The 12,203-nt window shown below is 66.4% G+C and carries 9 protein-coding genes; 5 read left to right on the top strand and 4 right to left on the bottom strand.

The window, feature by feature from the left end; all coding sequences use genetic code 11:
• Positions 1-106: 106 nt before the first annotated feature.
• The 3 genes from ACLE20_RS12005 (at position 107) to ACLE20_RS12015 (ending at position 5,558) form a co-directional block, all read left to right on the top strand.
• Complete coding sequence (locus ACLE20_RS12005) at positions 107-952, top strand: alpha/beta hydrolase fold domain-containing protein (RefSeq protein WP_410940534.1); 846 nt, start codon at positions 107-109, stop codon at positions 950-952.
• A 52-nt stretch (positions 953-1,004) separates the two neighbouring features.
• A complete protein-coding gene (locus ACLE20_RS12010) occupies positions 1,005-2,198 on the top strand; it encodes an efflux RND transporter periplasmic adaptor subunit (RefSeq protein ID WP_410940535.1) in 1,194 nt (397 codons plus the stop codon).
• Between the two features lie 132 nt (positions 2,199-2,330).
• Positions 2,331-5,558, top strand: a complete 3,228-nt coding sequence (locus ACLE20_RS12015; protein WP_410940536.1) for an efflux RND transporter permease subunit — start codon at positions 2,331-2,333, stop codon at positions 5,556-5,558.
• Positions 5,559-5,620: 62 nt separating this feature from the next.
• Here the strand turns inward: ACLE20_RS12015 and ACLE20_RS12020 are convergent, their stop codons facing one another.
• The 4 genes from ACLE20_RS12020 to ACLE20_RS12035 all read right to left on the bottom strand — a co-directional run bounded on the left by ACLE20_RS12020 (position 5,621) and on the right by ACLE20_RS12035 (position 10,131).
• Positions 5,621-5,908: a hypothetical protein gene (locus ACLE20_RS12020; protein WP_410940537.1), complete on the bottom strand. Its 288-nt coding sequence runs from the start codon at positions 5,906-5,908 to the stop codon at positions 5,621-5,623.
• Positions 5,909-5,982: 74 nt separating this feature from the next.
• Positions 5,983-7,077 (bottom strand): lipocalin-like domain-containing protein, encoded by a 1,095-nt coding sequence (locus tag ACLE20_RS12025; RefSeq protein WP_410940538.1) that lies wholly within the window; start codon positions 7,075-7,077, stop codon positions 5,983-5,985.
• Positions 7,067-9,478, bottom strand: a complete 2,412-nt coding sequence (locus ACLE20_RS12030) for an FtsX-like permease family protein (protein WP_410940539.1) — start codon at positions 9,476-9,478, stop codon at positions 7,067-7,069. Before ACLE20_RS12030 ends, ACLE20_RS12025 begins: the two co-directional genes overlap by 11 nt.
• On the bottom strand, positions 9,475-10,131 hold the full coding sequence (locus ACLE20_RS12035) for an ABC transporter ATP-binding protein (protein ID WP_410940540.1): 657 nt from the start codon (positions 10,129-10,131) through the stop codon (positions 9,475-9,477). Before ACLE20_RS12035 ends, ACLE20_RS12030 begins: the two co-directional genes overlap by 4 nt.
• A gap of 230 nt (positions 10,132-10,361) precedes the next feature.
• Here ACLE20_RS12035 and ACLE20_RS12040 point away from each other — a divergent pair, with 230 nt between their 5' ends.
• Positions 10,362-11,537, top strand: a complete 1,176-nt coding sequence (locus tag ACLE20_RS12040) for a zinc-dependent alcohol dehydrogenase (protein WP_410940541.1) — start codon at positions 10,362-10,364, stop codon at positions 11,535-11,537.
• Between the two features lie 42 nt (positions 11,538-11,579).
• The gene (locus tag ACLE20_RS12045) at positions 11,580-12,143 is read left to right on the top strand and encodes a hypothetical protein (RefSeq protein WP_410940542.1); all 564 of its coding nucleotides are present in this window, start codon (positions 11,580-11,582) and stop codon (positions 12,141-12,143) included.
• The last annotated feature ends 60 nt before the right edge of the window (positions 12,144-12,203 follow it).

Raw genomic sequence — 12,203 nt, forward strand, 5'->3', positions numbered from 1 at the left:
ATCCGGAACAGTGATGTCGTCTACAGCTGCTTGTGTCGTTTGCGCGGAATAATAATATGCAAACAGACGAGGCCGCAAGTGACGGCTAACTTTTGGAGTTCGGCGGATGACCGGCGAGTGGCGCGAAATGGCGGTGGAAGGGCAGGGCGGTGCGCCATTGGCGCTGCGCTTGCATGCGCCGCACAAGGCCGACAAGGCCGCGCCGCTGGTCCTCTATTTGGGCGGCGGCGCCTTCCTGGACAAGGGCCTGCCGGTTGAGGCCGGGCCGGCCGTGCGTGCACTCGGTGCCAGCGGCGCGATCGTGCTCGAAGCCGATTATGCGACTGCATCCGAGAACGAGTTTCCCCAGGCGCTTGAAACGGCTTTCGCGGCGCTCCAGCAGCTCTCGGTCAAGCGCAAGCAGTTCGGTGGCGGCGTCAAGGCGCCGCTTTTCGTCGCTGGCGCCGAGGCCGGCGGAAACGTTGCAGCCGGCGTGGCGCTAAAGGCCCGCGATCAGATGCCGGGCGGGCTTACCGGGCAGATCCTGCTCTCGCCGATGATCGACCCGCGCATGACGACCCATTCCATCCGCCGGGCAAACGAAATCGGCATGCTCGACCGCTGGTCGGACGGCTGGCGCAATTATCTGCGCCAGACGCTCTGCGGCACGCAGCATCCATATGCGGCGCCCTGTCTCTGTTCGCGGCTGATGGGCGTTGCGCCCGCGCTCGTCCTCACTTCCGAGGACGACCCGCTGAAGGACGAAGTGCTCGGCTATGCCGACCGGCTGGCGCAGGGCGGAACGCTGGTGCGTCGGACCATTCTGCCGGAAAGCCTCGGCTGGACCGGCATCTATCGGGGGAAGACGGGAGCTTGGGTCGAGGCGCTCAAGGCGGCCTTCACCCATTTCGTCGAGGAGCTTCGGCCCGGCGCTTTGCCGGGTCTTCGGGCGGGGGCGGTCGTCCCCACCTGAGTTGATTTTGATGAGTGATTGAAACGGCCCGAACCGGCCGAGGAGTAGCATCATGACAGCGACACGCAACCGCTGGGCCCTGACGGGCGCCGGCCTGGGCCTTGCTGCGACCATCGCAGCCGCCACCGTCACCTTCGACCTTCCCTTTGGCAGCCATGCCAGCGCGGAGACGACCGCGGCCGCCGCGCCGCCGCCGGCAACGCCGGTGACCGTCACCACCGTCGAGCCGAAGCGCGTCTCCACCTGGCAGGATTTCTCCGGCCGTCTCGAAGCGGTCGGCCGCGTGCAGATCCGCCCGCGGGTGGCGGGCACCATCCAGTCGGTCCATTTCCGCGAGGGCGGTCTGGTCAAGGCCGGCGATCTGCTGGTGACCATCGATCCCGAGCCCTACCAGGCGGTGGTGGCTCAGGCGGAAGGGCAGGTTGCCTCCGCACGTGCCAGGGTCGAGCTTGCCAAGACAGAGCTCGATCGTGGCCAGAAGCTCGCCGCCAAGGAAGTGATCTCCGATACCGATCTCGTCCAGCGCGGCAGCACCTATCAGGAAGCGGAAGCCACGCTTAAATCGGCGCTTGCCACGCTGAAATCGGCCCAGCTCAACCTCGGCTATACCGAGATCCGCGCGCCGATCTCCGGCCGTGTCGGTCGTCTGGAGATCACCGAAGGCAATCTGGTCGCGGCCGGATCCGAGGCGCCGCCGCTAACGACGCTCGTGTCGATGGATCCGATCTATGCGAGCTTCGACGCCAATGAGGAGCTGGTCGGCCGGACGCTCTCCGAGCTCACTCCCGGTCCCGACGGTACGCCCAATCTGGCGGATGTGCCGATCGAGCTGGGGCTGGCCAGCGATAGCGGCACGCCGGTCCATGGCAAGCTGCAGCTGGTCGACAATGAGGTGAACTCTGCCAGCGGCACGCTGCGGCTGCGCGCCATCTTCGACAATCCCGGCGGGCGGCTGATCCCCGGCCAGTTCGTGCGGCTGCGCATGGGCGAGCCCAAGGCCGAGGAGCATCTGATGATCAGCGAGCGGGCGATCGGCACCGACCAGGACAAGAAGTTCGTCTATGTGGTCGGCGCCGACAACACGGTCGCCTATCGCCAGGTGGCGCTCGGCGCGGCCGTCGAAGGTCAGCGCATCGTGACCAGCGGGCTGAACGCCGGCGATCGCATCGTCATCAATGGCCTGCAGCGCATCCGCCCCGGCGCGCTGGTTGCCCCGTCGACCGAGCCCGAAGTCGCCCAGAAGTAAAACGGTGCGGCGGACTGTTCCACCCGCCGCCCGCACCCACTGCCTGACGCCAGAGCCTGCCCTTGCGGTCCATGCCGGATCCGCAAGCGGTAGCCTGCGCCATTCTCGTTCATTCCCGGAGAGGGTTTCGATATGAACATTTCCCGTTTCTTCGTCGACAGGCCAGTATTTGCCGGCGTGCTGTCGGTGCTCATTCTGGTCGCGGGCCTGCTCGGCATGCGCGCGCTGCCGATTTCGGAATATCCCGATGTCGTGCCGCCTTCGATCGTCGTGCGCGGCACCTATCCGGGCGCCAATCCCAAGGTGATCGCCGAAACGGTGGCAACGCCGCTCGAGGAATCGATCAACGGTGTCGAGGACATGCTCTACATGTCCAGCCAGGCGACCTCGGACGGAGTTCTGACGCTGACGGTCACCTTCAAGCTCGGCACCGATCCGGACAAGGCCCAGCAGCTGGTGCAGAACCGCGTCTCTCAGGCCGAACCGCGCCTGCCGGCTGAAGTCCGCGCGCTCGGCGTCACCACGGTCAAGAGCTCGCCCGACCTGATGATGGTCGTCCACCTCGTTTCGACCGGCGACCGCTACGACCTCACCTATCTGCGCAATTACGCGGTGCTCAACGTCAAGGACCGGCTCGCCCGCATCGAGGGCGTCGGCCAGGTCCAGGTTTTCGGCGCCGGCGACTATTCCATGCGCGTCTGGATCGATCCGCAGAAGGCGGCCGAGCATGATCTCGCTGCGAGCGACATCACCAATGCCATTCGCCAGCAGAACGTCCAGGCCGCCGCCGGCACGATCGGCGCCTCGCCGAGCCTCGCCGGCGTCGATCTGCAGCTCTCCGTCAACGCGCAGGGCCGCCTGCAGACGCCGGAGCAGTTCGGCAATATCATCGTGAAGAGCGGCGCCAATGGCGAGATCACCCGGCTGCGCGACGTTGCACGGGTGGAAATGGGGGCAGCGGACTATACGCTGCGCTCGCTGCTCGATGGCAAGCCTGCCGTCGCCGTGCCGGTCTTCCAGGCGCCGGGCTCCAACGCGATCGCCATTTCGGACGCCGTTCAGGAAACGATGAAGCAGCTGAAGGTCGCCATGCCGGAGGGCGTGAGCTACGAGATCGTCTACGACACGACCGAATTCGTCCGCTCCTCGATCGACAAGGTCATCGATACGCTGCTCGAAGCCGTTGCCCTCGTCGTCCTCGTCGTCATCCTCTTCCTGCAGACCTGGCGCGCCTCGATCATCCCGCTGATCGCGGTTCCGGTTTCGATCGTCGGCACCTTCGCCGTCATGTACGTCTTCGGCTTCTCCATCAATGCGCTGACGCTCTTCGGCCTCGTGCTGGCGATCGGCATCGTGGTCGACGATGCGATCGTCGTCGTCGAGAATGTCGAGCGCAATATCGAAGCCGGCTTCTCGCCGCGCGAGGCGACCTACCGGGCGATGCGCGAAGTCTCCGGCCCGATCATCGCCATCGCGCTGGTGCTCGTCGCCGTCTTCGTGCCGCTCGCCTTCATCACCGGCCTGTCCGGCCAGTTCTACCGACAGTTCGCGCTGACCATCGCCATCTCGACGGTCATTTCGGCGATCAATTCGCTGACCTTGTCGCCGGCGCTCGCCGCCCTGCTCCTGAAGGACCATCATGCCAAGAAGGATTTCCTGACCGTCTTCATGGACAAGACGCTCGGCTGGTTCTTCCGCGGCTTCAACCGCGCCTTCGGCGCCATGTCGCGCGGCTATGGCCGCAGCATCGGCGGGTTGCTCACCCGCAAGAGCATCGTCATGGTAATCTATCTGGCGCTGGCCGGTGCCACCTACAGCATGTTCAACGCCGTGCCCGGCGGCTTCGTGCCGGCGCAGGACAAACAGTATCTCATCGGCTTCGCCCAGCTTCCCGACGGCGCGACGCTCGACCGCACCGAAGAGGTGATCAAGAAGATGAGCGCGATCGCGCTCGAACAGCCTGGCGTGAAGAATGCGCTGGCCTTCCCCGGCCTGTCGATCAATGGCTTCACCATCGGCTCCAATGCCGGCATCGTCTTCGCCGTGCTCGACGATTTCGAGGATCGCAAGACGCCCGAACTCTCGGGCGGGGCGATCGCCATGCAGCTGAATCAGAAGTTCACCGGCATTCAGGATGCCTTCATCGCCATGTTCCCGCCGCCGCCGGTCAACGGTCTCGGCACGACGGGCGGCTTCAAGCTGCAGATCGAGGACCGCGCCGGCCTCGGCTACCAGGCGCTGGACGAGGCGGCCAAGGCCTTCATCGGCAAGGCCTACCAGACGCCGGAACTGGCCGGCATCTTCTCGAGCTACCAGATCAACGTGCCGCAGCTCTATGCCGATCTCGACCGCACCAAGGCCGAGCAGTTGGGGGTTTCGGTCACCGACGTCTTCGATGCGCTGCAGATCTATCTGGGCTCGCTCTATGTGAACGACTTCAATGCTTTCGGCCGCACCTACAGTGTGCGCGTCCAGGCGGATGCGAAGTTCCGCGCCAAGCCCGAGGATATTGGCCAGCTGAAGGTCCGTTCGCAGTCCGGCCAGATGATTCCGCTTTCGGCACTTCTGAAGGTGGATGCGACGACCGGGCCGGAGCGCACGACGCGCTATAACGGCTTCCTCGCCGCCGACGTCAATGGCGGGCCGGCACCGGGCTTCTCCTCCGGCCAGGCCCAAGCGGCGATCGAACGGATCGCCGACGAGACGCTGCCCACCGGCATCGACTTTGAATGGACGGACCTCACCTATCAGCAGATTCTCGCAGGCGACTCCGGCATTCTGGTCTTCCCGCTCGCTCTGCTGCTCGTCTATCTGGTGCTTGCCGCCCAGTATGAGAGCCTGACGCTGCCGATTGCCATCATCATGATCGTGCCGATGGGCGTGCTCGCAGCCTTGACCGGGGTTTGGTTCACCGGAGGGGACAACAACATCTTCACCCAGATCGGGTTGGTGGTGCTGGTGGGGCTTTCGGCGAAGAACGCGATCCTGATCGTCGAATTCGCGCGCGAGCTCGAATTTGCCGGGCGGACGCCGGTTCAGGCGGCGGTGGAAGCGAGCCGCTTGCGGCTGCGGCCGATCCTGATGACGTCGATGGCCTTCATCATGGGCGTCGTGCCGCTGGTGATCTCCACCGGCGCCGGTGCCGAAATGCGGGCTGCCATGGGCATCGCCGTCTTCTCGGGCATGATCGGCGTGACCTTCTTCGGCATCTTCATGACGCCGATCTTCTATGTGCTCGTCCGGCTGCTGTCCGGCAACCGGCCGCTGAAGAACCATGGCGCCGTGGAGGATATCGCCCCGGCGCATGTGCCGGCCGAGAAGGACGAGCCGCAGCTCGCCCTACCTCTCGCCGCCGAGTAAAGACCTGCCGATCGTCCGATGGATCGACGCGCCCCCGCCACCCGGCGGGGGCGTTGTCTCGTTCAGGGCCTGTCGCTCAAGCCCACCTGGCGGGCGAAGGCCTTGAAGCTCGCGCTCTCGCCGCGCTCGGCGGCGTCGTTGGCGAGGCTCAGCAGCCGGATGGGGAAAAGGATGCCCTTCTGGTTCGAGCCGGAGAGTTCGCTGCCGGCACTCGCCACTGCTTCCGCCTCCGCCTGGCCGAGCGCGCTGCGGATGTCCTGATGCGTCACCAGGCCCTTTTCCGTCAGCATCCGGGTGATGGCCGCCACCGCCATGGTCAAGCCTTCGAGCTGTAGATTGGCCGTATTCATGCCGCGTCTCCTCCTCCTCATCGATACAACTTCAGAATGGCGCCTCCCTGCCGAGGTTCCAGCTTTCGCTGGGCTCAGTAGCCGGTCATCTCCAGATAGCCGCGGCCCTTGTGACTGCCTGAAATGGTGATCGGGCCTTCCCAATAGGGCGTGCGGGTTGCCATCCAGGCCTGAGTGTTGATCGGTTCGGTCACGATGTCGAGCCCGCGGGCCGGGAGGCGGACCTGCCAGCGTGTCGGAACCGCACGGCCGGCGACCTTGCTACTGCCGAGCGGCACGACGCTGAGGGCACCCGCGGGCAGAGGCGTCGGCGTACCGTTGGCGGCGATCCAGGTGGCGGACGTATAGCCCTCTCCGCTGTCGCGCAGGCGAAAGCCCATCAGCTTCTCGCCGCTGGCAAAATGGAGCGAGAACCAGTCCCAGCCGGTCTGGTCGCTGGCCAGCGGCTGCGAGGACCATTCGCGGTCCAGCCATGCCTGGCCGGTGACGGGGATGGTGCCAGAGGGGAGGACGAGGGTGCCTTCGACCGTATAGAAAGGCTGAGAATAATAGAAGCTCGCCTGGCCCGCGGCGGATTTGACCGAATAGCCGTTCTGCCCCTGTGGCACCAAGGGTCCGGTGGCGGTGAGGCGGAGATCATAGGAAAACTCCGTACCGCTTGCCTGCAACGCGACATGGGAGAGCTCGTCGGCGCCTGCCGGAGCGTCCGGGCGGCGGGCGAGCCGCCAGTCGTCGATCGAGGCGGCGAAGGGTGCGGCGATGACGCCCGCCTGTCCGATACCACCGCGCGACAGCCTTTCGGCGACGAACTGCTTGTCGCGCGTGGTGATCGCCGCATGGCCGAGCCAGATCTGCGGGCTCTGCCAGCCCTCTGCCTCGCGTGGGGCGAGCGCGGAGCGGAACAGCGTCCATTGCACGCCATAGGGCGTGCCGTCGGGTCCTTCGAGGTTGGCCGTCAGGTACCACCATTCGATGCGGAAATGCGGATGGGCGCCGTGGTCGCGCGGAAAGACGAAGGGCTTGCCCGGCGCCGGCACGGAGAAGCCCTCGGCCGTGGTGCCGAGCCCCGCAAAGCCCTGCGCCAAGGCCAGGCGCGGCACAGCGAGGCTCGCGAGCCCGCCCAGCAGCAGGCTGCGGCGCAAGAAGCCCGGAGCGGCGTCATCGTTCATTGGCGAAGACCTTCAAAAGATCGGCCGGTGCGAGCACCGCCAGCCGGCGCAGCGGGATCAGGGCCGAGACCAGGCTGGCGAGGAGCGCCAGGCCGCCCAGCCTCAACCAGTCGGCGGGGAAGATGTGGATCGGCAGCCGCCAGCCGAAGGCCTCGACATTGACGATCGAAAGCAGCACCCAGGCAAGCCCCAGGCCGACGGGCAGGGCGGCGACGAAGGTCAGCAGTGCCAGCACCAGCGTCCGCAGCACTTCGAGACCGACCAGCTGGCGGCGGGTGAGCCCCATCGCCCAGACAGGCGCGAGCTGCGGAAGGCGCATGGTGGAAAGCGTCATCAGGCTCGCGAACATCGCCAGGCCCGCGACCCCGAGGGTTAGAACATTGAGCGCCGCGGTGACGGAGAAAGTCTGCTCGAAGATCTCCAGCGAGCGCCGCTTGAGTGCGGCCTGGTCGATCATCGCCTCTTCTGGCAGGCCGAATCGCTCGCGAAGGGCGGCTTTCAGCGCCGGCACTTCGGCCGGTGGCAGGCGCAGGCCGTAGCGCAGCCGCTCGACTTCCGGAAAGTGCCGAGCCAGCGCCTCGACATTGACGATCACCTGGCCGACCGGATTGCCATAGTCGGAATAGATGCCGGCGACCCGCGTCGCCCAGCCGCCCGGCAGGGCGAGCGGGTCGCCGACCGCAATGCCGTCGCGCCGGGCCATCTGCTCGTTGACGAGCGCGCCGGTGCCGCGTGCCACCTGGTCCCAGGCATCCGGCGCGCGGTCGAGAAGCGGCCAGTTGTCGCGATAGGTGGCATGGTCGGCGGCGCCATAGATCTCGGCGGGCTGTCCGGCCACCATGCCCTCCACGCTCCAGATCGGCAGGATCGCCTGCACTCTACCCGGCAGGAAGGCGCGAAGGGCGGCCGCCTCGCTCTCGTTGCGGGCGGTGACATAGAGTTCGGAGGCGAGCCGCTGGTCGAGCCAGCCGGTGAAGGTGAGGCGGAAACTCGAGACCATGGTGCCGACGCCGATATTGGCGGAGAGAGCCAGGAGCAGAGCCATCAGCGCCAGCGACAGACCGGGCAGCTGCTGGCGCGTATCGGCCCAGAACCACTGCGGCAGCGCTTGATGCGACAGCCGCTCCATGCCCGCCAGCAGCAGGGTGAGAAGAACCGGCAGGAGCAGGGCCGCACCGAGCAGCAGCGCGCCGAGGACGGCAAAGCCGGCAACAAGGCCGTGGCCCCAGACAGCAAGCGCGATCGAGGCCATGAACAGCAGAACGCTCGCCAGCGCCTGGATCCGCAGCGCACGCTCGGAGGCGCGTGCCCAGGCCCGTGGCTGCGCTGGGGCGAGCAGCGGCATATGCGCAACCCGCCAGAGGCTTTGCGTGGCGGCGGCGAGAGCACCGAGGATGGCGATCAGCAGGCCGGAGACCCACCATTCGGGCCGAAGCGTCAGCGCGCCCGGCACCGAGGCGCCATAGAGCCCCTGCAGGGTGGCTGCAACACCCGGCAGCAGCAGCGAGCCGACGAGATAGCCGAGCGCGACGCCGGCCAGCCCGGCGAGCGTTGCGAAGGCGAGCAGCTCGGCGATCAGCAGCAGGGTCAGCGCCCGGGCGGAGAGGCCGAGCGAGCGCAGCGTGCGAAAGGTCGCGCGGCGCTGTTCGAAGGCAAGGCCAATCGCCGAATAGACGATGAAGAGCCCGACGGCGAAGGCCAGGAAGCCGAAGGCGGTGAGGTTCAGGTGAAAGCTGTCGGTGAGGCGGGAGATGTCGCCGCCGCCCTCCGGCGCCTTCACCGTCAGGTCCGGCGCCACCTCGGCGAGCGGCCGGCGCGCCGCAGGCTGATCCGGCGCCAGCAGCAGGCGGCTGATCTCGCCGGGGCGGTTGAGCAGCGTCTGAGCAATGCCGATATCGGCCGTGCCGGTTCCGGGCACCATGCTCTGCTCGGCCTTGAGCGGCACGGGGGAGGCGGCGCGGAGGCGCTCGGCGGTCTCGGGCGCGACGACGATCAGGCCGGGGGGCGTGATGAAGGGCAGGAAGTCGCCAAGCGCGTCGGCGGAGAGGGCGCCGGCCTCGCTTGGTAGGGTGGCAGGGTCGATGCCGATCAGCCGCAACCGCGTCGCCCCGATCTTCAGCTCGCCCTCCAGCACCGGCGAGACGAGCCAGCCCGCCTGGCGGAGCGCGACATAGGTCGCCTGCGAAATCGGTCGTCCATCGGCGTGGACGAGCTCAGACAGCCGGTCCTGGCCGATCAGCCGGGCGGCACGGTCGTAGCTCGCCCGCGCCTCGGCATTGATCGCCTGCACGCCCGACCAGAGCGCGGTGGCGAGCGACAGGCCGAGGAGCAGCATGAGGAGTTGCATTGGCCGGCGCCGCCAGTGGGAGAGCAGCGCCCCGAGCGCGGTGGTGGCGCTCATGCGATGCGCCCGGCGGTCAGATGAACGCGGCGGTCGAGCCGGTCGGCGAGCTTCAGCGAGTGCGTGACCATCAGCAGCGCGGCGCCGGTCTCGGCCACCAGCGACAGCATCAGGTTCAGCACCTGCGCGCTCGTCGCCTCGTCGAGATTGCCGGTCGGCTCATCGGCCAGCACCAGCTTGGGCCAGGCCGCCAGCGTCCGGCCGATCGCGACGCGCTGCTGCTGCCCGCCCGAGAGCTGTTCCGGATAGCGCGCGAGCAGGCTGTCGAGGCCGAGCCGCTTGGCGAGCGTGTCGTTCCAAGCCGGATCATGCCGGCCGGCGAGCCTCGCGTGAAAGGCGAGATTGGCGCCGACGGTCAGAGAGGGGATCAGATTGAACTGCTGGAAGATCAGCCCCACCGTGCTGCGCCGCAGGGCCGCGCGGCCGCGATCGTTGAGCGTGCTCATCTCCGCGCCGTCGATCACGATGCGCCCGCCGTCGGGATGGTCGAGACCGGCGGCGAGATGCAGGAGTGTGCTTTTACCGCTGCCGGACTCGCCGGTCAGCGCCAGGCTCTCGCCGGATTTGAGCGTGAGGTCGATCCCGTCCAGAACCTTGAGCGGCCCCTCGGCTGTCCGATAGGTCTTCGACACGTCCGTCATCGCGATGACCATGCGGTTCCCGTCCGTTTCCTCGTTTGTTGAAGGGCATATAGGCGGGAGCGCCCAGCCTGCGAGGCGTCACAGTGCCGCGCCGCCAAAAGGCACGCTTTGCGGAAAAGCTGCCCGACGCCCTGCAACTTCCCCAGTTTCTATGGGTTGGACGGACCAGCGGCAGGCCAGCACCGATTGCACAGCCCGCCTCTGACCATAGTGAAACGGGACAGAAACAGGCGGAATTCATCATGCGGGCATTGGTTTGGCACGGCAAGGAAGACATTCGATGTGACACTGTCAGCGATCCGGAAATCGAGGATCCGCGCGATGCCATCATCAAGGTGACGAGCTGCGCGATCTGCGGCTCGGACCTCCATCTCTTCCACAATTTCATTCCGGCGATGATGCCGGGTGACGTCATGGGCCACGAAATGATGGGCGAGGTCGTCGAGACCGGTTCGGATATGCGTGGCAAGCTCAAGAAGGGCGATCGCATTGTCGTGCCCTTCACCATCAATTGCGGCGAATGCGACCAGTGCAAGCGCGGCAATTTTTCGGTCTGCGAGCGGTCCAACCGCAACAAGAAGATCGCCGACAAGGCCTTCGGCCACACGACGGCCGGCCTCTTCGGCTATACGCATCTGACCGGCGGCTATCCGGGCGGGCAGGCGGAATATCTGCGCGTCCCCTTTGCCGACGAAACCCATATCAAGGTGCCCGACAGCCTGACCGACGAGCAGGTGCTCTTCCTCGGCGACATCTTCCCGACCGGCTGGCAGGCGGCCGTTCATTGCGACATCGAACCCACTGACACGGTGGCGGTCTGGGGCTGCGGTCCCGTCGGCCAGATGTCGATCCGCAGCGCCATCCTGCTCGGCGCCAAGCAGGTCGTGGCGATCGACTGCATCTCCGAGCGCCTGTCCATGGCGAAGGCCTCCGGGGCGATCACCATCGATTTCTCCGAAGAGAGCGTCGTCGAGCGGCTGAACGAGCTGACCGGGGGCAAGGGGCCGCAGAAATGCATCGACAGCGTCGGGCTCGAAGCCCATGTCTCCGTTGGACAGCCGGACACGCTGCTCGACCGCGCCAAGCAGATGATGATGCTCGAAAACGATCGACCGCATGTGCTGCGCGAGATGATCTATGTCTGCCGACCCGGCGGCATCATCTCCATTCCCGGCGTCTATTCCGGCCTCGTCGATAAGATCCCCATGGGCCAGGCCATGAACAAGGGGCTCACCTTCCGTATGGGGCAGACCCATGTGCGCCGCTGGACCGACGATCTTCTGCGCCGCATCGAGGAAGGCCAGATCGACCCGTCCTTCGTCATCACCCATACGGCGACGCTGGAGGAGGGGCCCGAGATGTACAAGGTGTTCCGCGACAAGCAGGACAGCTGCATCAAGGTCGTGCTCAAGCCCTGATCCTCCCCGCTCCACCTTTCAATTCCTCCAAGGAGTCTCACCATGACATTCCTGTCCAACTACGTCCGCTCGGAGGGCGATCCGAAAGTCATCTCCAGCGGGCCGAGCTCCCGCTCCACCGCCGACAGTCTGGCGAAGGGCCTCGGCTGGTTCAGCCTGGCGCTCGGTTTCACCGAACTCATCGCGCCCGGTCGCCTTGCCCGCACGCTCGGCCTCGAAGGCAAGGAGAATTTGATCCGAGCCTATGGCATCCGCGAGATCGGCTCTGGCATGCTGACGCTGTCGGTCGACAGCCAGGCCGGGCTGATGAGCCGTGTCGCCGGCGATGGTCTCGACATTGTTACCCTGATGGGCGCGATGGGCGAGAACAATCGAAAGCGGCACAATGCCGGTGCGGCTCTGGCCATGGTGCTGGGCATCACGGCGTTGGACCTCATCGCCACCAAGGCCACGAATGCCCGCCATTCCCGGACGGCCGGCGGGCCGACGGGCCGCGATTATTCGGGTCGCACCGGCTTCCCGAAGGGCGTCGCATCCGCCCGCGGGGCGGGTGTCACTCCGCCCAAACAGATCTCCGACCAACGCAGTGCGCCGCAGCCTGCCTGACACTCAAAGACGCGATCATTTTAGAGCAGTGCGGGAGAGCGCTCCTTCCGCACTGCGAAA

Source organism: Rhizobium sp. YIM 134829, assembly GCF_046546455.1.

Coding starts and splice junctions, on each gene's coding strand:
- ACLE20_RS12010 (WP_410940535.1), top strand. CDS start 1,005: ATGACAGCGACACGCAACCGCTGGGCCCTGACGGGCGCCGGCCTGGGC.
- ACLE20_RS12025 (WP_410940538.1), bottom strand. CDS start 7,077: ATGAACGATGACGCCGCTCCGGGCTTCTTGCGCCGCAGCCTGCTGCTG.
- ACLE20_RS12015 (WP_410940536.1), top strand. CDS start 2,331: ATGAACATTTCCCGTTTCTTCGTCGACAGGCCAGTATTTGCCGGCGTG.
- ACLE20_RS12020 (WP_410940537.1), bottom strand. CDS start 5,908: ATGAATACGGCCAATCTACAGCTCGAAGGCTTGACCATGGCGGTGGCG.
- ACLE20_RS12045 (WP_410940542.1), top strand. CDS start 11,580: ATGACATTCCTGTCCAACTACGTCCGCTCGGAGGGCGATCCGAAAGTC.
- ACLE20_RS12030 (WP_410940539.1), bottom strand. CDS start 9,478: ATGAGCGCCACCACCGCGCTCGGGGCGCTGCTCTCCCACTGGCGGCGC.
- ACLE20_RS12005 (WP_410940534.1), top strand. CDS start 107: ATGACCGGCGAGTGGCGCGAAATGGCGGTGGAAGGGCAGGGCGGTGCG.
- ACLE20_RS12040 (WP_410940541.1), top strand. CDS start 10,362: ATGCGGGCATTGGTTTGGCACGGCAAGGAAGACATTCGATGTGACACT.
- ACLE20_RS12035 (WP_410940540.1), bottom strand. CDS start 10,131: ATGGTCATCGCGATGACGGACGTGTCGAAGACCTATCGGACAGCCGAG.